General features: G+C 64.9%; 16 protein-coding genes and 1 pseudogene. 8 read left to right on the forward strand and 9 right to left on the reverse strand.

The annotated features are described in order from the left end of the window. Nucleotides 1–32: 32 nt before the first annotated feature. Nucleotides 33–1,529, reverse strand: coding sequence for an efflux RND transporter periplasmic adaptor subunit (locus WDM24_RS21140; protein WP_338832335.1), 1,497 nt, complete (start codon nt 1,527–1,529; stop codon nt 33–35). Beyond that, on the reverse strand, nt 1,519–2,997 hold the full coding sequence (locus tag WDM24_RS21145; RefSeq protein ID WP_338832424.1) for an efflux transporter outer membrane subunit: 1,479 nt from the start codon (nt 2,995–2,997) through the stop codon (nt 1,519–1,521). The genes WDM24_RS21140 and WDM24_RS21145 overlap by 11 nt, the downstream gene beginning before the upstream one ends. A 607-nt stretch (nt 2,998–3,604) precedes the next feature. Between WDM24_RS21145 and WDM24_RS21150 the strand changes: the two genes are divergently transcribed. Beyond that, the gene (locus WDM24_RS21150) at nt 3,605–4,639 is read left to right on the forward strand and encodes a cysteine synthase A (protein WP_338832336.1); all 1,035 of its coding nucleotides are present in this window, start codon (nt 3,605–3,607) and stop codon (nt 4,637–4,639) included. A 52-nt stretch (nt 4,640–4,691) separates the two neighbouring features. Here the strand turns inward: WDM24_RS21150 and WDM24_RS21155 are convergent, their stop codons facing one another. From WDM24_RS21155 to WDM24_RS21170, 4 genes are read right to left on the reverse strand one after another with little or no spacing between them, the layout of a single operon-like run. Then, nucleotides 4,692–5,432 carry an amino acid ABC transporter ATP-binding protein gene (locus WDM24_RS21155; protein WP_166205262.1) on the reverse strand — a complete coding sequence of 247 codons (741 nt, stop codon included), beginning with the start codon at nt 5,430–5,432 and terminating at the stop codon, nt 4,692–4,694. A 12-nt stretch (nt 5,433–5,444) separates the two neighbouring features. Next, nucleotides 5,445–6,965 carry an amino acid ABC transporter permease gene (locus WDM24_RS21160; RefSeq protein ID WP_338832337.1) on the reverse strand — a complete coding sequence of 507 codons (1,521 nt, stop codon included), beginning with the start codon at nt 6,963–6,965 and terminating at the stop codon, nt 5,445–5,447. After that, entirely contained in the window at nt 6,962–8,167 is a 1,206-nt protein-coding gene (locus WDM24_RS21165) for an ABC transporter permease subunit (protein WP_338832338.1), read from the reverse strand. Before WDM24_RS21165 ends, WDM24_RS21160 begins: the two co-directional genes overlap by 4 nt. 24 nt (nt 8,168–8,191) lie before the next feature. Then, a complete protein-coding gene (locus WDM24_RS21170; RefSeq protein WP_338832339.1) occupies nt 8,192–9,208 on the reverse strand; it encodes an amino acid ABC transporter substrate-binding protein in 1,017 nt (338 codons plus the stop codon). Nucleotides 9,209–9,532: 324 nt separating this feature from the next. On the opposite strand from WDM24_RS21170, the gene metC reads away from it, so the two are divergent. The 5 genes and pseudogenes from metC (at nt 9,533) to WDM24_RS21195 (ending at nt 15,343) form a co-directional block, all read left to right on the forward strand. Then, nucleotides 9,533–10,729 carry a cystathionine beta-lyase gene (gene metC, locus WDM24_RS21175; protein ID WP_338832340.1) on the forward strand — a complete coding sequence of 399 codons (1,197 nt, stop codon included), beginning with the start codon at nt 9,533–9,535 and terminating at the stop codon, nt 10,727–10,729. A 343-nt stretch (nt 10,730–11,072) separates the two neighbouring features. Then, nucleotides 11,073–11,705, forward strand: a pseudogene (gene cpaB / locus WDM24_RS21180) (Flp pilus assembly protein CpaB); the annotation flags it as partial. A 126-nt stretch (nt 11,706–11,831) separates the two neighbouring features. After that, on the forward strand, nt 11,832–13,301 hold the full coding sequence (locus WDM24_RS21185; protein ID WP_414645767.1) for a type II and III secretion system protein family protein: 1,470 nt from the start codon (nt 11,832–11,834) through the stop codon (nt 13,299–13,301). A gap of 33 nt (nt 13,302–13,334) precedes the next feature. Beyond that, nucleotides 13,335–14,075: a CpaD family pilus assembly protein gene (locus WDM24_RS21190; protein ID WP_338832341.1), complete on the forward strand. Its 741-nt coding sequence runs from the start codon at nt 13,335–13,337 to the stop codon at nt 14,073–14,075. After that, complete coding sequence (locus tag WDM24_RS21195) at nt 14,072–15,343, forward strand: AAA family ATPase (protein ID WP_338832342.1); 1,272 nt, start codon at nt 14,072–14,074, stop codon at nt 15,341–15,343. Before WDM24_RS21190 ends, WDM24_RS21195 begins: the two co-directional genes overlap by 4 nt. Nucleotides 15,344–15,385: 42 nt before the next feature. On the opposite strand, the gene WDM24_RS21200 is transcribed toward WDM24_RS21195, so the two are convergent. Continuing rightward, on the reverse strand, nt 15,386–16,210 hold the full coding sequence (locus WDM24_RS21200; protein ID WP_338832343.1) for a tetratricopeptide repeat protein: 825 nt from the start codon (nt 16,208–16,210) through the stop codon (nt 15,386–15,388). Nucleotides 16,211–16,350: 140 nt separating this feature from the next. Then, nucleotides 16,351–16,596, reverse strand: a complete 246-nt coding sequence (locus WDM24_RS21205; RefSeq protein WP_029083893.1) for a PilZ domain-containing protein — start codon at nt 16,594–16,596, stop codon at nt 16,351–16,353. Between the two features lie 345 nt (nt 16,597–16,941). On the opposite strand from WDM24_RS21205, the gene WDM24_RS21210 reads away from it, so the two are divergent. Next, nucleotides 16,942–17,124 (forward strand): hypothetical protein, encoded by a 183-nt coding sequence (locus WDM24_RS21210; RefSeq protein WP_338688405.1) that lies wholly within the window; start codon nt 16,942–16,944, stop codon nt 17,122–17,124. A 166-nt stretch (nt 17,125–17,290) separates the two neighbouring features. Continuing rightward, nucleotides 17,291–18,973, forward strand: a complete 1,683-nt coding sequence (locus tag WDM24_RS21215) for a Na/Pi cotransporter family protein (protein ID WP_338832344.1) — start codon at nt 17,291–17,293, stop codon at nt 18,971–18,973. Nucleotides 18,974–19,018: 45 nt separating this feature from the next. On the opposite strand, the gene WDM24_RS21220 is transcribed toward WDM24_RS21215, so the two are convergent. Continuing rightward, complete coding sequence (locus WDM24_RS21220; protein ID WP_338832345.1) at nt 19,019–20,821, reverse strand: M23 family metallopeptidase; 1,803 nt, start codon at nt 20,819–20,821, stop codon at nt 19,019–19,021. Nucleotides 20,822–21,004: the final 183 nt, after the last annotated feature.

Genomic DNA, 21,004 nt, shown 5'->3' on the forward strand with positions numbered 1-21,004 from the left:
TAAGGTCGGACATTACGAGGTCAGGATGCCGGTCATGGCTGCGCTTTCGGTGCGCCGCCCGACTGTTCGCCCCCTGTCGCCGGCGCAGGCGCCGGTCCGGCCTGCCCCTTCTGATCGCCTTCGCCATGCTCGTGCCGGCCGCGATGCTCGCCGTTCTTGCCTTGCCAGTCCTTCTTGCCGTCCTTGCCCTGATCCTTGCCCGGAGCTTCGCCTTGCGCTCCGCCTCCCTGCGTGCCGCCTTGCGCTCCACCTTGGCCGCCACGCTTGCCGTCAGGATTGCGGCTGCGCTTGCGCGGCGCGAGATCGGCGGTCGGCGCCGCGTCATCCTTGCCGACCACGACCTTCGCGCCATCGGCGAGATTGGCAAACCCCGTCGTCACGACGCGGTCCGATGTGGTCAGGCCGTTCGCGATGACGGCTTCATGCTCGTTCTGCTGGGTGACCGTGACCGGCTTGGCGGTGACAATGTCGCCCTCGCCGATCACGTAACTGAACGTGCCGGCAGGACCGCGCTGCACCGCCGAGGTCGGCACCACGATGGCCTGCGGCAGCGTCTCGACCTTGAGACGCACATTGACGAACTGGCCGGGCCACAGCTGGTAGCTGGCGTTGGGGAATTCGGCCTTCAGCTTCAGCGTGCCGGTGGTCGGATCGACCTGGTTGTCGATGCCGGTCAACTTGCCGGTATCGATCACGGTGACGCCGTCATTGCCGAACACGTCGACCGCAAGCTGGCCCTTCGCGGCGGCGGCGTTCACCCGCATGATCTGCTGCTGCGGCAGGCTGAACCACACCGCGATCGGCTGCAGCTGGGTCAGGATCACGAGCCCGATGGTGTCGGAGGCGTGGATGATGTTGCCCTGGTCGACCTGGCGCAGGCCGGCGCGGCCGGAGATCGGCGCGACGATCTTGGTGTAGCCCAGCGTCGCCCCCGTATTGTCGATCGCGGCCTGGTCGGCCTTGATCAGCGCCTCCTGCTGCGCCACCAGAGCGCGCTGCGTGTCGGCCTGCTGCTTGGAGCCGGCATTGCTGGCGGCGAGCTGTTCATAGCGCGCGAGGTCGAGCTTCTGGTTGGCATGCAGGGCTACGTCCTGTGCCTTCTTGGCGACGGCCTGGTCGTATTGTGCCTGATAGATCGCGGGATCGATCTCGCCCAGCACGTCGTCCTTCTTGACGTCCTGGCCCTCGACGAAATTCACCTTGAGCAGCTTGCCGTCGACCTGCGAGCGCACCGTGACCGTGTTCAGCGCCTTCACCGAGCCGACGCCGTCGAGATAGACCGGCACGTCCTGCACATGCGGCGTCGCCGCAAGCACCGGCACCGGCAAATCGGGCCGCCCGTTGGCGCCCCGCCCGCCGCCACCGTTTTGCTTGGGCTGGAAGGCGAGCCAGCCGAGATAGCCGAGCCCGCCCAGGATCACAAGCGTGATGAGCAGCGACACCATGCGCCCGAGCAGGCGCGAGAGGAGGCCCCGCTTGCGCGGCGCCGTCCTTTTCTCGTCGTCCGTCGAGTCGGGCTTAAAGAGCATCGACCGGTCTTTCCATCTTCGGTTCCCAGCCGCCCCCCAATGCCTGGTACAGACTCACGATCGCCAATAGCCGGGCCAGCTGGGCCTGGGAATAAGCATCTTCCGCCTGAAACAGAGTCAGCTGCGTGTTTAGCACAGTTACGATGTCGGCAGTGCCGGCCTTGAGCTGCTGCTCGGCGAGGTCGAAGGCGCGCCGCGAAGACGACAGCACGTCGCGCTGCAGCTGCAACCGCCGCGTGGTCTCGCGTATGGCAACCAGCGCATTGTCGACGTCGGTGAACGACTGAACCACCGTCTTGCGATAGGTTTGCAGCAGCTCGTCCTGTTTGGCCTGGGTGTACTCGAAATTGCCGAGGATCCGGCCGCCATCGAAGATCGGCTGGGTCATGCCGCCGACCAGGTTGAAGAACGCCGCATGCGGCTGGAATAGCGAGACCAGCGCCTGGCTCTGATAGCCACCCTGCCCGGTCAGCTGGATGCTTGGAAAGAACTGCGCCCGCGCGCTGCCGACATTGGCGGTGGCGGATGCGAGTTGCGCCTCCTGCCTGCGGATGTCGGGACGCTGGGTCAGCAATTCCGACGGCAATCCCGGCGTGACACGCGGAATCCCGACTGCGTTGAGCGAGCCGCCGATGACGCGCACGCTTTCCGGCGGCCGCGACACCAGCACCGCGAGCGCGTTGATGCTCTGGTCGAGCGTCTGCCGCAGTGGCGGCACCAGCGCGCGCTGGTTGGCGAGCACAGTTTCCTGCTGCGCGACGTCGAGGTCGGAACCGGTGCCGGCCTTGAAGCGCTCCTTGATCGCGTTGAGGATGCGCTCGGCGCTGGCGATGTTGCGCTGTGCCGTGCGCAGCCGGTCCTGGCTGGCGAGCACCGTGAAATAGGCGTTGGCGACGCTCGCCAGCGTGGTCAGCGCCACCACCTCGCGGTCGAACCGGTTGGCGACGGCGGTCTCCTCCGCCGCTTGCGCGGCGTCGCGGTTCTGGCCCCAGAAGTCGAGCTGGTAGCTGGCGCTCAGCGAGGCGCTGTAATTCACCACCTCGCGCCCGCCATTGGTGAGGCCACTGGCGCTGGAGCCGGAGGTGCGGGAGTAGGTTTCCGATCCGTTGAGATTGAGGGTCGGCAAAAGCGCCGCGCCGGCCTGCCGCGCCAGCGCGTCGGCCTGGCGGAATCGCGCGACTGCCGCGGCGATGTCGAGATTGACGGTCTGCGCCTCCTCCATCAGCTGCGTCAGCTCCTTGGAACGGAAGCCGCGCCACCAGTCGAGCGTCGGCAGCGCGTCGCCCGGCCGGCCAAGGCGCGCGGCCTTGTAGCCCTGCGGCACGTCCAGCGCCGGATCGGGGATGTCCTGGGTCAGGATGCAGCCGGCCGAGCCCGCGACCAGGCCGAGCGCAATCAGCGACCGGGTCGCGAGCCGTCGCGCGCGGACGGCGAGGCCAAACCGGCCTCCAGGCACCGTGACGGACATGGACTGGGTCACACCCGTTCTCCGCCGCAGCCAGCCTTCGCCCGCGGCGCACGAATGGCGCGTTCAGCGATGGTCTGGGTGACGTTCACGGGGGCATGCTTCCAATGGTACCTGACTGTCCCATCCTACCCTTGGGACGATGGGGCGGACAGCCCCGTCACGATTGCGCGACGTCGCATCGCAAGCGATTCGGGGCCACCCCGAATGCCGACTTTGCCCTATTTTTACGGCATTTCCGCACATTTCGGAGCCGTGCCGGAAGTCACGATTCTTACAAAGATTTCATGGGGATTTCTCAGCCCTGTTGCGCCGAATCCGCAAGGATGTGCCGGAGCAACGCCTATCTCGCAGTATCGCGCCCCGCGCCGTCGGGTGTTGATCGGGTCTGCCGTGTGCAACTGACGCAAAACCGCGGATCGCAGGACGATTCTGCTGGGCGTCCCGACCGCCGCAAAACGCTGTTCTCCCGATGCGTGTGATATCGGCGCCTACGAGGCAAAGCGTGTTGAACCCGCCATTTGCCGCAGTGCAAAAGCCCTTCCCTTTTTCGATCAGCACACTAGGTTCGCGGCAAGCAAGACACAGACCGGCAAAGAAATTCCCCGACATGGTATTCAACAAAGACGTCATTGAAGCGATCGGCAACACGCCGCTCATCAAGCTGAAGCGCGCATCCGAACTGACCGGCTGCACCATTCTGGGCAAGGCCGAATTCATGAACCCCGGCCAGTCGGTGAAGGACCGCGCCGGCAAATGGATGATCCTGGAAGCCGAGAAGCGCGGCACGCTGAAACCGGGCGGCTTGGTGGTCGAGTCGACCGCGGGCAATACCGGCATCGGGCTTGCGGTCGTGGCGAGTGCGCGCGGCTATCGCACGCTGATCGTCATTCCGGAGACGCAGAGCCAGGAAAAGAAGGACATGCTGCGGCTGTGCGGCGCCGAGCTCGTCGAGGCGCCGGCGCTGCCCTTCTCCAACCCGAACAACTATCAGCATCTCGGCAGGCGTCTCGCCGAGCAGCTTCGCAAGACTGAACCGAACGGCGTGCTATTTGCCGACCAGTGGAACAACCTCGACAATCCCAGGGCGCACTACGACTCGACCGGACCGGAAATCTGGCAGCAGACCGACGGCAAGGTGGATGGCTTCATCTGCTCGGTCGGCACCGGCGGCACGCTGGCCGGCATCAGCCGCTACCTGAAGGAAAAGAACCCGGCCATCGTCACCGCCTGTGCCGATCCGCACGGCTTCGGGATGTACGAACTGTTCAAGAATGGACAGGTCAAATCGACGCCGGGCGACTCGATCACGGAAGGCATCGGGCTCGGACGCGTCACGCCTGTGGTCGAGACTGCGAAGGTCGACACCGCGTTCCTGATCTCCGACGAGGAAGCCGTGACCATCATCTACGAGTTGCTGGAGCACGAAGGCCTGTGCCTCGGCGGCTCGACCGGCATCAACATCGCCGGCGCGATCCAGCTCGCCAAGCAGCTCGGCCCCGGCAAGACCATCGTCACCATTCTCTGCGACTCCGGCAACCGCTATCAGTCCAAGCTGTTCAACCCGGCCTTCATGCGTTCGAAGAATCTGCCGGTCCCGGAATGGTTGGAAAAGCGCAGCAAGATCGAGCTGCCGCTGGTGTGATTGGCGAATGATGCGCGGCGAACAGCGAGTGAACTCCTCACTCGCCATTCGCTCATCTCAGGATCTGACTTAGGAACAGCTTCGACCGCGCGTGCTGCGGGTTGGCGAAGAACTCCTGCGGCGTGTTCGACTCGATGATCTGGCCGGCGTCCATGAACACGACGCGGTTGGCCACCTCGCGGGCAAAGCCCATTTCGTGGGTCACGACCAGCATGGTCATGCCCTCCCTGGCGAGATCGACCATGGTGTCGAGCACCTCCTTGACCATCTCCGGGTCGAGCGCCGAGGTCGGCTCGTCGAACAGCATCACCTTCGGGTTCATGGTGAGCGCGCGGGCGATCGCGACGCGCTGCTGCTGACCGCCCGACATCTGGCCGGGGAATTTGTTAGCCTGGTGCGGGATCTTGACGCGCTCAAGGAACTTCATCGCGGCCGCCTCGGCATCCTTCTTCGGGATGTTGCGCACCCAGATCGGCGCCAGCGTGCAATTGTCGAGCACGGTGAGATGCGGAAACAGGTTGAAGCTCTGGAACACCATGCCGACTTCGCGGCGAACCTCGTCGACGCGGCGCAGGTTCGGGCCGAGCTCGATGCCGTCGACCACGATCTCGCCCTCCTGGAATTCCTCCAGCGCGTTGATGCAGCGGATCAGCGTCGACTTGCCCGAGCCGGACGGGCCGCAGATCACGATGCGCTCGCCCTTGCCGACCTCGAGGTTGATGTCGCGCAACACGTGGAAGTCGCCGTACCATTTGTTGAGCGCGGAAATATTGACGATCGGGGTTGTGGACATGGTGACCCTTGTTCAGTGGCGGCGGTGGGCGTTGAGCCGATTTTCGACGAACAGCGAGTAGCGCGACATTCCAAAGCAGAACACGAAGTAGATCAGGCCGGCGAAGGCGAAGCCGGTGAATGCCGTCGTCGGCGTGGTCCAGACCGGATCGGCGAACGACGCCCGCAATGAGCCCAACAGATCGAACAGCGCGACGATCGATACCAGCGAGGTATCCTTGAACAGCCCGATGAAGGTATTGACGATGCCGGGAATGACGTAGCGCAGCGCCTGCGGCAACACGATCAGCGACGTCGTCTTCCACCATGACAGGCCAAGCGCGGACGCGGCTTCCGGCTGCCCGCGCGGCACGGCCGCCAGGCCGCCCCTGATCACCTCGGCGAGATACGCGCCGGTGAACAGTGCGACCCCGATCAGCGCGCGCATCAGGCCGTCGACAGCGAAATTGCCCGGCACGAACAGCGGCAGCATGTAGGTCGCGAAGAACAGCACCGTGATCAGCGGCACGCCGCGCCAGAATTCGATGAAGGTGATCGAGAAGATCCGGATCAGCGGAATGCTCGACCGGCGGCCGAGCGCCAGCGCGATCCCGATCGGCATCGAGGCGACGATGCCGGTGATGGCGATCACCAGCGTCACCAGAAGGCCGCCCCACAGCCGCGTGTCGACGATCGGAAGGCCGCCGCGGTCGAGCCCCATCAGCTTGATCACGACAGCGATCCCGGCAAACGTCGCGAGGCTGCCAATCAGCGCCCGGCGGCCGGTGCGCACGCCACCTCCGAGAACGAACAGAACGGCGGAGACGATCACGGCGGTGACGAGAAAGTCGACCCAGACCGGTTGCGACGAGGCCTGCATCTGGTCGCGCAGCCAGCTCAGCGGATAGATCAGCCAGTGGATCAGCAAGCCGATCAGGACGATCAGCTTGCCGAGCCCCCAGAACAACGGAGCGATCGCCGAGGTCTTGCTGAGATTGACCAGGAGTTGCCCGGCGCCGCCGATGCTCTCGTCGAACAGCTGCAACAGGCCGGCCGTCCAGCTCACGCCGAATCCGGCGATGCCGCCACCATGCAGCAAGAACAATGCCACCGCCGGAAAGGCGAAGAAGAACAGGCCGGAGTTCACCCCCTTGGCCGGCAGTCGCGGAACGAGCAGCGGCAGCAGCAATATTGCGGCGAGCAGGAAGGTCAGATTGACGCGCCAGCGCTGGGCTTCCGGATAGAAGCCATAGATCAGCTGTGCCAGCTTGGCCTGGATATAGGGCCAGCAGGCGCCGACCGCGTGTCCGGCGTTTTCGGCGAGGCACGCGGTGCGGTCCTTGCCGGTCCAGACCGCGTCGACCAGCAGGAACCTGAACGCCGGGATAACCGTGTACCAGACCAGCAGCAATCCGAGGATCGTGAGCAGGATATTGCCCGGCGAGCTCAGCAGCCGCGAACGCACCAGGCCGATGAAGCCGGTGGTCTTTGCCGGCGCGGGGCGCTCGGGGACCAGATCCTGCCGGACAAAGGACGACGCGGCCATATCCGTCATGTCGCCAGGCTCCGGTTGATGCGCCAGCCGTAGATGCTCATGATGGCGCTCGTCGTCAGCGAGAGCAGCAGGTAGACGCCCATCGTCATGGCGATGATCTCGATCGCCTGCCCGGTCTGACTCACCGCCGTGCCGGCGAACACCGACACCAGATCCGGATAGCCGATGGCGACCGCGAGCGACGAGTTCTTGGTGAGGTTCAGGTACTGGCTGGTCAGCGGCGGCACGATCACGCGCATCGCCTGCGGCACCACGATCAGCCGCAACGTCGTACTGCGGCTCAGGCCGAGCGAGGAACCCGCCTCCATCTGTCCCTTGTGCACCGACAGAATGCCGGCGCGGACGATCTCGGCGATGAAGGCCGCCGTGTAGGTCGACAGCGCCACCGTGAGCGCGACGAATTCTGGGATGATCCGCGCCCCGCCGGCGAAGTTGAAGCCTTTCAGCTGCGGCAGCTCGAAGGTGACCGGCCAGCCGAAGATCAGCATCGCGACCAGCGGCAGGCCGACGAGACAACCCGCGACATAGGGCCCGATCCGGATCATCTGCCCGCGCTGGAACAGAGCGCGCTTCGCATAGTGCCGCAAGCCCAGCGCCGCAATGATGCCGATCGCGAGTGCAGCCAGGAACGGATCCAGCCCCGGCTCGCTGACCGGTCGCGGCACGATCAGGCCGCGGTTGTTGAGAAAGAACGCACTGAAGATCGAGATGCTCTGCCGCGGCGCCGGCAGCGCGGCGAGCACCGCGAGATACCAGAACAGGATCTGGAACAAGAGCGGCAGGTTTCGGATGATCTCGACATAGATGCCACCGATCCGCGACAGCAGCCAGTTCGGCGACAACCGGCAGAGTGCCACGATGAAGCCGATCACGGTTGCGAAGACAATGCCGATCACCGAGACCAGGATCGTGTTCAACAGGCCGACGAAGAACACGCGCCAGTAAGTGTCGGCATTTGTGTAGGCGATCAGGCTCTGACTGACGTCAAAGCCCGCATTGTAGTTGAGGAAGCCGAAACCCGACGCAATGTGCTGGGTCTCCAGGTTCAAGCGTGCATTCGCCACGATCTCATAGGCGATCCAGGCCAGGATCGCGGCGAAGCCGATCTGGGCGGCCAACCCGTTCCAGCCGGCCTTGCCGCCAAGCGTACGCCTCAGCCTGAGGGCAAATTGCAGCGGTGGTTTTCGGGGCGCGATGCTCATCGCGGCAGCCGTTGGCTGGGCCGATCAGCGGATCGGCGGTGCGTACTGGATCCCGCCCTTGTTCCAGAGATTGTTGACGCCGCGGGCGATGCCGAGGGGCGAGCCGGTGCCGACATTGCGCTCGAAGGTTTCGCCGTAATTGCCGACCGCCTTGACGATGCGCACGACCCAGTCCTTGGTGAGGCCGAGCTGTTCGCCCAGATTGCCGTCGGTGCCGAGCACCCGCTTCATTTCCGGCTTGTCCGATTTCAACATCGCGTCAACGTTCTTCTGGGTGATGCCGAGTTCCTCGGCATTGATCATCGCGAACAGCGTCCACTTCACGATGTCGAACCACTGGTCGTCGCCGTGGCGCACCATCGGCCCCAGCGGCTCCTTGGAAATGATTTCCGGAAGCACGATGTGATCGGCGGCATTCGCGAGCTTCAGGCGGCTGGCATAGAGTCCGGAGGCGTCGTCGGTGAAGACGTCGCAGCGTCCGGATTCATATGCCTTGACGGCCTCGTCGATGGTGCCGAAAGCGATCACCTCGTACTTCATGTTGTTGCCCTTGAAGAAGTCGGCGAGATTCTGCTCCGTCGTGGTGCCGGTCTGCACGCAGACAGAGGCGCTGTTCAGCTCGAGCGCCGAATTGACCTTGAGCGACTTCTTCACCATGAAGCCCTGCCCGTCATAATAGGTCACGCCGGTGAAATTGGCGCCGAGCGAGGTATCGCGCGACACCGTCCAGGTGGTGTTGCGCGACAGCACGTCGATCTCGCCGGATTGCAGCGCCGTGAAGCGGTCCTTGGCCGACAGCGGCACGAACTTGACCTTGGTCGGGTCGTCGAAGATCTCGGCCGCAATGGCCCGGCAGACGTCGACATCGATCCCGGTCCAGTTGCCCTTGTCGTCGGGCGATGAGAAACCAGGCAGACCCTGGCTGACGCCGCAGGACAATTGACCGCGGTCCTTGACCGTCTTGAGGGTTTGCGCCGAGGCCGCCTGGACCGACAGGGCGGCGGCAGCGGCTAGGATGATAGCCAGGGATACGCGTTTCATGTGCAGGGCCTTTCAGGGTCGTCCGTTGGACGTTTGCTTTGTGATCGCCTCGCGTTCACGGGCCATCCCAATGATCCCTTGCAGCAAAAGATGCCTGATCTGACCGGCAGTTTTGGCGCCCAAACCGGTCAGGCAACGGATCGTAGGTCGCGGCAGGCCCCTCAACGTGCGGCGACTGGTAGTTGCGCCGCATCACATAGCGACTGACGAGCCGGGTCAAGGGGTTGACGCATGTCTTCTGCGTCCTGTTAGTAACACCTCCCGGCGTAGCCCTGTCCTCCCGACGCGTTGCGACCTCGGCAAAAAGTCTAATGGCAGCGATCCATGACCTCCTCCAACGACACCAAGCCCGCCCATCTGCAACATGCCGCAACCCGCCTGGTCACGGCCGGCCGCGACAGCAAGGCCCAAAAGGGCTTCGTCAACCCGCCGGTCTTTCACGGCTCGACCGTGCTCTATCCGACCGCTGAGGATCTCCACGCCCATCGCGCCGAATTTACCTATGGCCGACACGGCAGCCCGACCACTCGGGCGCTGCAGGACGTGCTGATCGCACTGGAAGGACCGCAATGCGCCGGCGTTGGCCTCGCCCCGTCGGGACTGTCGGCCATCAGCACCACGCTGCTCGCCGTGCTGAAGGCCGGCGATCATCTGCTGGTGTGCGACAACGCCTATCGGCCGACCCGCAATTTCTGCGACAATATGCTCAAGCGCTATGGCATCGAGACCAGCTATTTCGATCCGCTGATCGGCGCCGGCATCGAGACGCTGTTCAAGCCGAACACCCGCGCCGTGCTGATCGAGGCGCCCGGCTCGCAGACCTTCGAGATGCCCGATGTGCGGGCGATAGCGGCCGTCGCGCACGCCCGCGGCGCGCTCGTGATCGACGACAACACCTGGGCGACGGCGCTCTATCACCGCTCGCTCGAACAGGGCGTCGACATCAGCATGCAGGCCGGCACCAAATATGTCGGCGGCCACTCCGACATCATGTTCGGCACCATCGCGGCCAATGCGAAGGCCTGGCCGCTGGTGCAAGAGGCGATCCGACTGCTCGGCGTCTGCGCCGGCCCTGACGACGTCTATCTCGCGCTGCGCGGGGTCCGCACGCTCTCGGTGCGGCTTGCGCAGCACCACCGCTCCGGGCTCGAGATGGCGCGCTGGCTTGCGGCGCGGCCCGAGGTCGAGCGCGTGCTGCACCCTGCCCTCGAGACCGATCCTGGGCACGCGATCTGGAAACGCGACTTCACCGGCGCCTCCGGCCTGTTCAGCATCGTGCTGAAGCCTGTGCCGCAGAGCGCGGTCGACGCGATGCTCAATTCGCTGACGCTGTTCGGCATGGGCTTTTCCTGGGGCGGCTTCGAGAGCCTCGCGATCCCGTTCGACTGCAGCGACTATCGCACCGCGACCAAATGGTCGCCGGGCGGGCCGGCACTGCGGCTGCACATCGGGCTGGAAAATCTCGACGACCTCAAGTCCGATCTCGATCGCGGATTTGCGGCGTTGAAGGCAGCGCTCTGATCCTGACGCGCGCCTCGCGCGTTAGACGATATTTAACCACGACCGACCGGCCGTGACGCCGCGCTGCGACCGACGACGCGCGCGTTGAGCACGCTCGATCTCCGGGATTCTGCGGAGAAGTGACGACGCCGATAACTCGCCGTTCACCATCCCCACCAATCCCTTAATTGTCCGGACCTTCAATCAAGTTCCCTTATACTTTTGCGGCCGTAGTGATGCTCACGGGAAGGGCTGTCGGTGCCGCAAGGACGTGACTGCCCCGCGTTAAGGGCATTCAGACAATCGCATGAAGACGGCACGCATCGTGGTCCTCGGCATCGCCGGCGTCGCAGGCCTCGCGGCCATGTATCTCGCAAGCGTTGGCGATCGCAAACCGGCACCACCGCCGCCGCCGGTGGCGCAGCTGCCGACCGTCGAGGTGCTGGTGGCGAAGTCCGACATCGGCCTCGGTCAGTCGCTCAAGGCCGAAGACGTGCAGTGGCAGCGCTGGCCCGCTGAAACCGCGAGCAGCGCGTTCCTGCGCCACGACACCAATGCCGACGCCATGACCGAAGTGATCGGCTCGATCGCGCGCGCCCCCTTCATCGTCGGCGAACCGATCCGCGAGCAAAAGCTGGTCAAGGCCAATGGCAGCGGCTTCATGGCCGCGATCCTGCCCTCCGGCATGCGCGCGATCTCCACGGAAATCTCGCCGGAAACCGGCGCCGGCGGCTTCATCCTGCCGAACGACCGCGTCGATGTGATCCTGTCGCGACGCGACAAGAATCCCGATCAGCAGCAAGGCGCCCGCGACATCGTCACCACCGAAATCCTGCTGTCCAACGTCCGCGTGCTGGCGATCGACCAGGCGCCGAAGGAGAAGGACGGCAACAACTCCCTCGTCGGCAAGACCGTGACCCTCGAGCTCAAGCCCGAACAGGCCGAGACGCTCGCGCGCGCGCGGCAAACCGGCACGCTGGCGCTTGCGCTACGCAGCATCGCCGACGTCAACGAGACGATCGATCAGACCAACGACCATGCCCGAAGCGGGGCGAGAGCATCAAGGTGGTGCGCTTCGGCGTCCCGAGCTCTCAGACGACACAGAAGTGATGGGGGCTTCGACATGACATCAGGTGCAAGACAACTGGCAACGCCGACCACGCTGGTCCGTTCGCTGTCATTCTCTGCGGTGACCGCACTGATGCTGATCCCTGCCCTCGCCATCGCGGCCGATCCCGACAAGAGCGCGGATGTCGCGGTGACGAGCAGCATTGCCGCCAAGACGCGCTTCGTCTCGCTCGGCGTCGGCAAGTCTGTCGTGGTCGACCTGCCGCGCGAGGCCAAGGACGTCCTGGTCGCCGATCCCAAGATCGCCAACGCCGTGATCCGCTCGGCGCAGCGCGCCTACATCATCGGCGCGGCGGTCGGCCAGACCAACGTGGTGTTCTTCGACGCCGACGGCAACCAGGTCGCCTCCTACGACATCGCGATCAAGCGCGACCTCAACGGCATGCGCGCCGCGCTGAAGCAGATGCTGCCGGGCGTCCAGATCGAGGGCGTCGGCGAAAGCGTGGTGCTGAGCGGAACGGTTGCGAGCCCGGTCGAAGCGCAGCAGGCGGGCGAGATCGCCGCGAAGCTGGTCGGCAGCGCCGACAAGGTCGTCAACTCCATCGTGGTGCGCGGCCGTGACCAGGTGATGCTCAAGGTCACCGTCGCCGAAGTGCGCCGCGATGTCGTCAAGCAGCTCGGTGTCGATCTCAGCGCCAACATGAACTACGGCACCGCCGCGGTGGTCTTCAACAACGCCAACGCCTTCACCGCCAACAACGGACCGCTCGCCCCCGGCAACGTGCTGACCGGAGCGGCCCTGAACAAGCTCGGCGTGCCGACGGTCACCGCGACGCTGCGCGCGATGGAGAGCGCGGGCGTGGTCAAGACGCTGGCCGAGCCCAACCTCACCGCGATCTCGGGCGAGTCGGCGACCTTTATTTCAGGCGGCGAGTTTCCGATCCCGACCGGCGTCACCTGTCAGACCACGACGTCGGGCACGATCGGCAATTGCGTCCAGACCGTCAGCTTCAAGAAGTTCGGTATCTCGCTCAACTTCACCCCGGTGGTGCTGTCGGAGGGACGCATCAGCCTGAAGGTGATGACCGAGGTCTCCGAAGTCTCGATGGACAACGCGCTGACCGGCGGCCAGGGCGGCACGACGATTCCCTCGATCAAGACCCGCCGCGCCGACACCACGCTGGAAGTGCCCTCCGGCGGCTCGATCGCGATGGCTGGATTGATCCAGGAACAGACCAAGCAGGCCGTCAACGGAATGCCCGGGGTCGATCAGATTCCGGTCCTCGGCCAGTTGTTCAGGAGCCAGGACTTCGTCAACAACGAGACCGAACTCATGGTCATCGTGACGCCCTATGTGGTGCGTGCGGTCGCGCAGAAGGAATTGTCCCGTCCGGATGACGGATTTGCCCCGGCGTCCGACGCGCAGTCGGCGCTGCTGGCGCGGGTCAATCGCATCTACGGCGTTGCCGCACGTGCCGAACCGATCGGCGCCACACCGGTCAATTTCGGCTTCATCATCGACTGAGGCGGGAACCTAATGGGGTTGGGGGATCGAACGATGACACACAACACACGGAACGGTCGGGCCAGGACGCTGCCGCTGTTCGGCGCCCTCCTCGTCAGCGCGATCGCGCTCGGCGGCTGCAATCTGACCGGCGATAATATGACCACCGGCACGGTGCCCGATGACTACCGGCAACGGCACCCGATCGCGGTCACCGAGGGCGAGCAGTCGATCGTGGTCTTCGTGGGCCGGGCCCGCGGCAATCTCACCGAAACCCAGCGCGATGACGTGATGGGGCTGGCCCGTACCTGGCGCCGCGAAGGCACCGGCGCGATTGCGATCGACGTGCCGGCCGACACCCCGAACTCGCGCTCGGCGCAGGCGGTGTACCAGGAGATTCGCGGATTGCTCGCGTCGATGGGCGTGCCCGCTCACGCCATCACCAGGCGTGCCTATCGCGTGGACGATCCGCGCGCGCTTGCCACCATTCGCCTCAGCTATCCGAAGATGGCGGCAGTTGCCGGCCCCTGCGGGTTGTGGCCGGCCGACCTCGGCCCCTCGATCTACAATCCCGCCTTCAACGAGAACAAGCAGTACGACAATTTCGGCTGCGCCACGCAGCGCAACCTCGCCGCGATGGTCGCCAATCCGTCCGACCTCGAACAGCCCAGGACCGAGACTGCAGCCTACACGCCGCGCCGTTCGATCGCGTTCGAGAAATATCGCAAGGGCGAAACGACCGCGACCACCTATCCCGAAGCCGAGAAAGCCAAGCTGAGCGACGCCGCGAAATGACCGCCGAACAACAAGACGAGCCGCAGCACGGCAACGACTACATCGCGCCGGCGCCGCGGATTTCCGTGCAGGCCTTCTGCGCCAGCGTCGCGACCGCCACCACAGCGCGCGCCGCAGCCGACGACCGGCGGCTCGCCAAGGCCCACCTCTCCGTCCATATGGGCGGCATCGCCGCGGCGATCGACACCTATCACAAGGCGCCGACGCCCAACGTCATCATGCTGGAAACCGAGCCGGACAGCGATTTCCTCGCCGGTCTCGACGAGCTTTCCACGGTCTGCGATCCCGGCACCCGCGTCGTCGTGCTCGGCACGCCGGGTGAGGCTGCGCCGTATCGCGAACTGGTGCGGCGCGGCGTCAACGATTACGTCATCGGGCCGGTCAAGGTGCTCGACATCGTGCGCTCGATCTGCAGCCTGTTCTCGTCCTCCGAAGCGGTTTCCGTCGGCCGCCTGATCGCGGTCGCGGGCGCCAAGGGTGGCGTCGGCGCCTCGACCATCGCTCACAATGTCGCGTGGACCATCGCGCGCGACCTCGGGCTGGATTCGGTCGTCATCGATCTCGACCTCGCCTTCGGCACCGCCGGCCTCGACTACAACCAGGATCCCGTGCAAGGCATCGCCAACGCAGTGTACGCACCCGAGCGTCCGGACAGCGCCTTCATGGAGCGCCTGCTTTCGAAGTGCGGCGATCATCTCAGCCTGCTGGCGGCGCCTGCCACGCTCGATCAGGTCTACGATTTTGGTGCCGAAGCGTTCGATGCCATCTTCGATACGATGCGGATGACCACATCCTGCATCGTGCTCGACGTTCCGCATCAATGGACCGCCTGGACCAAACGCGTGCTGGTCGGCGCGGACGATATCCTGATCGTGGCCGAGCCCGACCTCGCCAACATGCGCAACACCAAGAACATGATGAACCTGCTGAAGACCGCGCGGCCCAACGACCGGCCGCCGCTCTACTGCCTGAACCAGGTCGGCATGTCGAAGCGTCCCGAGATCGAGGTCAAGGACTTCGCCAAGACGATCGACAGCCAGCCGATCGCAGCGATCCCGTTCGACTGCAGGCTGTTCGGCGAAGCCGCCAATAATGGTCAGATGATCGCGGAAGTCTCCGCGCGTCATCGCACCACACGGACCTTTCTGCAGATCGCCCATCGCCTGACCGGCCGCGCCGACCTTGCGGAAGCCCGCGAGTCGTTCCTGTCGCCGATCCTGAGAAAGCTGCAGTCACGCCGCAACGACGGCCGCCGGGCCGCCGGCTAGTATTGCTGATCCCAGGTTTCGCTATCTCGGGTATCGTTCGACCTAGTCGCGACGGATGGTCGCGACCGGAATCTTGTCCGTATCGGTCCGGCTCGCGTCCCTGCGCGCCAGCAGCCGCTTCAGCGCGGCGACATTGGCCGAGCCCTCCTCGGGCGGCAAATCGGCCTTCATGATGGTCTCGGCATCGGACTGGCGGCCCTGCAGACCGATCACGACGGCAAGGTTGGTTCGCACCCGCATGTCGCCGGGCGCGCGCTCCCGGGCGCGGCGCAGGGTCTCCTCGGCCTTCGGCAGATCTTTCGACAGCAGATAGGACAGGCCGAGATTGGAGAGCACCGACGGATCGTCGGGCACGATCTTGAGCGCACTCGCGTAGTACTGGCGGGCCTCGTCGTGGCGATCGAGCTGATCGAGCACGGCGCCTTGCGCCGACAGGATGCGCCAGTCCGGATCTTCCGGGGTGTGCGCGCGCCCGAGCACGTCGAATGCCTGCTGGAAATTGCCGTTGTCGGCGAGCGCCCGGCCGTAGCCTGCGAGCAGCGCCTTGTTGCTCGGCTGCGCCAGGACCGCCTGCTCCATGACCGCGACCGCCTGCGCCCGCTGGCCGGTGGCGCGCAGCGCCCGGGCGTATTTCAGGGCGGCGTCGGTGTCTTTCGGGTTGGCGCGGACACGCTCGTGGAAGGTCGCGATGTCTCGCCGGGGATCGGCGGGAGCCGGCGTGGCCTCCGCGGTGTCGCCCAATGACCCCGTGATGTCGGACGGACCCGAGGTCTGACAGGCGGATAGCCCGATCAGCAGGATCACGGCGGATACCGAGCCGGCGAGACGGCGCGCACGGCCTTTCGGTCGGGGTAGTTTCTCAGACATCAATAAGACTCGGAACAGCGAAGGTTCCGGGATGCTCACAGCTTAACCCTAAGTTCCGGTTAAGGATGCCATCATGTCGCCGTCATGCCTGCCCGCGAGGCTGCACGGGCCGCTTCGCGGGTCGTCGGCGTGGTGGCCGATCAGTCGACGAACTGGGCGCCGAATTCGTGTCCGATCTGCCAGGCCAGGCGACACTGACGCGGACTGCCGGTCGAGAGGATGATGGTGAATTCCGGCGGGATCTCGAGATATTCGGCGATCACCTTGACACCTCCGGCGGAGATATCGGTGATCATGCAGTCGCGTGGCAGCGACCCCGTGCCCAACTGAATTTTGGCGACGCTCCGGCACGCGCGGCGTTCGCTCTTGCGGCGATTCATGAACATACTGATCCCCAAGGCCTCGGCTGGATAGTTTCTCGTTCCTCCCGTCATAACGGGGAAAGATTGGGAACTGCCTAGCGGAACCAATCGCAATTGAGCGGTCGTGTTCGAGAATCATTTACCGGGGGCGCGGCCTCGCCCCGGTGTGCCGCCGACATGTTTTGACCGCGGCACCCACCCAATATTAACAATTTCCTAATCGCATTGCCGGGCGTGCTCACCCTGGGATAGCATTTGCTGTTCCCGACAATTGGGAGGCAAACAGACATGAAAGCCTCGTCACTGCTCATCGCAGCCGTCCTGTCAGCGGCTCCGGCGTATGGCGGGACCCCGCAACGAGCCAACAACATGACGATCACTGCGGACACCCGCATCGGATGCAACGGCACGACCGGGTGGGGCGGCACGGCGGTGCCGTGCAGGAACTACTACAACTTCGCCAACGTCAACGATTGCCATTCGAAGCTGCTCAGCCTCGGTTGGGATAACAACGCCCTCGCCTGGTACTGCACCAATCTGGGCCTGAAGTAGCCCGTCGGCACCCATAGATCGATCGAGGCCGCCTCGGTTGGCGGCCTCTTTCATGACGGCCCCTCCCCGTCATCAGGTTCCAACGGGAACAAAAAGGGGTTGATATCAGGTCATTTGACTATAGCGTGCGCCCCTTCGACTCGAATTTTCCGGGATATCAGGAAGTATGGGAAGCCTAGTTCTGCTCGATCTGATGGGGGGCGTCGCGCTCCTGCTGTGGGGCCTGCACATGGTCCACAGCGGGATTCTGCGGGCTTTCGGGCCGGATTTGCGGCTGTTGCTGGCGAGAGCGCTGAACAACCGGTTCAGCGCCCTTGGCGCCGGCCTTGGTCTGACCGCTCTCCTGCAGAGCTCGACCGCCACCGCCCTGATCACCAGTTCCTTCGCCGCCGAGGAAATCGTCAGCCTGGTGCCGGCGCTCGCGATCATGCTCGGCGCCAATATCGGCACCACGCTGATCGTGCAGGTGCTGTCGTTCAATGTTGCCGCTGTTGCGCCGGTTCTATTCATCACCGGCCTGGTCGCGTTCCGCAGCGGGCCGCGCTCCCGGATCAAGGATCTCGGCCGCGTCTCGATCGGCCTCGGCCTGATGCTGCTGGCGCTGCACATCCTGCTCGACACGATGGCGCCGGCCGAGAACGCGCCCAGCGTGCGCGTGTTCCTGGGCGCGATCACCGGCGATCCCGTGCTCTGCATCTTCATCGGCGCGGTCGTCACCTGGCTGGTCCATTCCAGCGTCGCCAGCGTGCTGCTGGTGATGTCGCTGGCCTATTCCCAGTTCATCTCGCCATACGCGGCGTTTGCGCTCGTGCTCGGCGCCAATCTCGGCAGCGCCATCAATCCGTTGATGGAAGGCGCGCGGCGCGACAATCCGGCGAGCTACCGCCTGCCGGTCGGCAACCTCGTCAACCGCATTGTGGGCATCCTGCTGGTGGCACCGTTCCTGCGCCCGATCACCGAGTATATTCATGCCTGGCAGCCCGATCTCGCCAAGGCGACCGCGCTGTTCCACATTGCCTTCAACGTTGCGACCGCGCTGCTGTTCATCGGCGTGCTCGACCACATGGCGCGGCTGCTCGAGCGGCTGTTGCCGAAGCGGGCGCAGGAGACCGATCCGTCACGGCCGCGCTATCTCGACGAGAGCGCGCTGGAGACGCCCTCGCTCGCGCTGGCCGATGCCGCGCGGGAGGTGCTGCATATGGGCGACCACACCGAGGCCATGCTGCGCAAAGTGATGGCGGCGATGATGACCAACGATCGCGCCCTGGTCGACCAGGTGTCGAAGATGGACAACACCGTCGACCGGCTCAACGAGGCGATCAAGCTTTACGTCACGAAACTCACCCGCGGCAGCCTGGACGAGCGCGAAGGCCAGCGCGCCATGGAGATCGTGTCCTTTGCGATCAATCTCGAGCATATCGGCGACATCATCGACAAGAATCTGAGCGAGCTCGCGACCAAGAAGATCAAGCACCGCCTGCAATTCTCCGCCGAGGGCGCCGAGGAATTGTCGGCGTTCCACAAGCGCACGATCGACTCGCTGCGGATCGCGTTCGGCGTGTTCATGTCGGGCGACGCCAACGAGGCGCGCAAGCTGCTCAGCGAGAAGGCGGCGCTGCGCGCGGCCGAACTGACCGCCGTCGAGCGGCATCTGGTGCGCCTGCGCGAAGGCCGGCCCGAGACCATCGAGACCACGTCGCTGCATCTCGACGTGCTGCGCGATCTTCGCCGCATCCATTCGCATATCTGCTCGGTCGCCTACCCCGTGCTCGACGCCGCCGGCGAGACCGCTGCCGATCGCGAGAACGCGGTGGATACGGCCGAACTTCCGGCACCCGGGCGGCTCTGATCAAGCGAAGGCGCGCCGGAGCAGCACGGCGCGCTGCGATCTCCGCTACGTCGGCGGCCGGTGTTCGGAGCCGGGATGCCGCTGTGGAAACGCGGAGGCGGCAGCGAGCTGGTCGATGCTGTCGCGTTGGCGATCGAACACGCCAAGGAGATCGCCCTGCAGCAGCCGGCCGCCTGACAATCTCATCCGAAGCGGATCGACGTTGCGGCCGTTGATCCGCACCTCATAATAGAGATGCGGTCCGGTCGAGAGCCCGGTCGATCCGACATAGGCAATCGTCTCGCCTTGGCGAACCCGGTCGCCGATCTTCAGCCCGGGCGGGAAGCTCGCGACGTGGGCATAGGTCGTCTCATAGCCGCGATCGTGAAGCACACGGATATATTTCCCATACCCGCGTTCGTACCCTTCGGTCTCGACGACGCCGGCGCCCGCGGCCGCAATGGGCGAACCATAAGGCGCGGCATAGTCGACGCCCTCATGGAAGCGGCGGTCGCCCAGGATCGGATGAGTACGCCAGCCAAAACCGTCGCCGAGGCGCCCGCTCACGACCGGCTTGCGCAACAGGAATCTGGTGATGGACTGGCCAGCCTCATCGTAGAAATCGGAGCTGCCGTCGTCCGGCGCCGTGAAGCGGTAGTAGCGGTGCGTCTGCCCGCCCGCGGTCAGGTCAATGAAGACCAGCTCCGGTTGGCCAATTTCGTTGGAGGCATACATGATCTCAGCCACATCGGCGTCGCCGAGTGGCTCATCGAGGTCGAAATCGCGGCCACACAGGCGCATCAGCTCGGCAACGATCCCCTCATCGACGTGATTGGAGCGCGCAAGCGCATTGAGACCATCACGTAGCGTTTCACCGGGGACGGCATGCGTGTCGATCGACTCACGCAGCAAGCTCTCGCTCCGAAGGGGGATATCCGGCTGTTCCGGCACGATCGCCTGGTACTGGCCACTATCGGCGCGACCGACGGCGGACACACTGGCGTCCGTCCGTTCGATCGACACTTTCGCGACATGACCAAGTGCCGAACCGGCCTCTCCGTCTTGTTCGACGATCGTGATTTTCTCGCCACCCGACAGCGTCTCCTGGCCGCCGGCCGACGGGAAAGCGGCAAGGATCGCCGGCACGTCCGCAGCAACGGCAGTTAACGCCCGCAGAATGGCCGACAGCGTGTCACCGCTTCTGGCGATAATGACGTGTCGGTGGTGACGAGACGGCGAAGGAGATTTGGGAAGGCTGGTGACGTTGATCGCCTCACCTGTCGGCGACGGCGGACGCGGCGCGTCTTCATCGTCTGCGTAGGCGCTGGTGCCGCCAGGCAGCCCACCGCGCGATGGACCTGCTCGCATGATCGATGGCAACTCCGGCAGCAGCGAACTCGCTCGCTGGTCGTCCTTGCCATCTCCCGGTGCTTCGCGACGATGGTCCTGTTGTGGTTCGGGATCGATCTCCGCGAGTCGCGCTGACACGCGGGTAAATCGACGGACCGAACCGGCATCGCTCAACTGCTCGATCCTGAGCGCAGAGGGATTGCCTTGCGCGCCGGGCCTGCGATCCAGACGGTCGCCGCGCCGCGCCTCGTCAACCACCTGCCCTGTGAAGCGCGGAAGTGACACGACCGGCGATACTGCGAATCGCATGTGATCGCCGAATGCTCCGCGAAGCGCGCCAACAAGGAGCGCGACAGCAGCGGCGCCAATCAGAACCGTCCCCGCCATCCAGCGGAGACTGACCGCGCGCCGGTCCGGCGGCTCGCCCTCGCCGGTCAGCGGCGGCTCGTCAAGCGATGGGATATTGCGGACGCTCGATCGATGACTACCCGCTTTGGTCGCTTCGCCACGGCCGGTCATCAACGCCCCTCATCCCCTTGGCGCACGATCTCGGAATGCCGTCACGCCCGCGGCAAGCCGTAGATGCCATACGCCTTGGGGCGATTGTTTGACCTTCGTTCAGGTGCGGTCCCATTATTGCCGAGCCGGGCCGTCGCTGCATCTGTCGAGACTCGGGAGGAGGCTCAGCATACCGCTCGCCGC

Source organism: Bradyrhizobium sp. 27S5 (genome assembly GCF_037217225.1).
Classification (GTDB): domain Bacteria; phylum Pseudomonadota; class Alphaproteobacteria; order Rhizobiales; family Xanthobacteraceae; genus Bradyrhizobium; species Bradyrhizobium septentrionale.

Excerpts from the sequence above, each read along its gene's own strand:
- WDM24_RS21140 (WP_338832335.1), bottom strand. The coding sequence starts at position 1,529 with ATGCTCTTTAAGCCCGACTCGACGGACGACGAGAAAAGGACGGCGCCG.
- WDM24_RS21145 (WP_338832424.1), bottom strand. The coding sequence starts at position 2,997 with ATGTCCGTCACGGTGCCTGGAGGCCGGTTTGGCCTCGCCGTCCGCGCG.
- WDM24_RS21150 (WP_338832336.1), top strand. The coding sequence starts at position 3,605 with ATGGTATTCAACAAAGACGTCATTGAAGCGATCGGCAACACGCCGCTC.
- WDM24_RS21155 (WP_166205262.1), bottom strand. The coding sequence starts at position 5,432 with ATGTCCACAACCCCGATCGTCAATATTTCCGCGCTCAACAAATGGTAC.
- WDM24_RS21160 (WP_338832337.1), bottom strand. The coding sequence starts at position 6,965 with ATGACGGATATGGCCGCGTCGTCCTTTGTCCGGCAGGATCTGGTCCCC.
- WDM24_RS21165 (WP_338832338.1), bottom strand. The coding sequence starts at position 8,167 with ATGAGCATCGCGCCCCGAAAACCACCGCTGCAATTTGCCCTCAGGCTG.
- WDM24_RS21170 (WP_338832339.1), bottom strand. The coding sequence starts at position 9,208 with ATGAAACGCGTATCCCTGGCTATCATCCTAGCCGCTGCCGCCGCCCTG.
- metC (WP_338832340.1), top strand. The coding sequence starts at position 9,533 with ATGACCTCCTCCAACGACACCAAGCCCGCCCATCTGCAACATGCCGCA.
- WDM24_RS21185 (WP_414645767.1), top strand. The coding sequence starts at position 11,832 with ATGACATCAGGTGCAAGACAACTGGCAACGCCGACCACGCTGGTCCGT.
- WDM24_RS21190 (WP_338832341.1), top strand. The coding sequence starts at position 13,335 with ATGACACACAACACACGGAACGGTCGGGCCAGGACGCTGCCGCTGTTC.
- WDM24_RS21195 (WP_338832342.1), top strand. The coding sequence starts at position 14,072 with ATGACCGCCGAACAACAAGACGAGCCGCAGCACGGCAACGACTACATC.
- WDM24_RS21200 (WP_338832343.1), bottom strand. The coding sequence starts at position 16,210 with ATGTCTGAGAAACTACCCCGACCGAAAGGCCGTGCGCGCCGTCTCGCC.
- WDM24_RS21205 (WP_029083893.1), bottom strand. The coding sequence starts at position 16,596 with ATGTTCATGAATCGCCGCAAGAGCGAACGCCGCGCGTGCCGGAGCGTC.
- WDM24_RS21210 (WP_338688405.1), top strand. The coding sequence starts at position 16,942 with ATGACGATCACTGCGGACACCCGCATCGGATGCAACGGCACGACCGGG.
- WDM24_RS21215 (WP_338832344.1), top strand. The coding sequence starts at position 17,291 with ATGGGAAGCCTAGTTCTGCTCGATCTGATGGGGGGCGTCGCGCTCCTG.
- WDM24_RS21220 (WP_338832345.1), bottom strand. The coding sequence starts at position 20,821 with ATGACCGGCCGTGGCGAAGCGACCAAAGCGGGTAGTCATCGATCGAGC.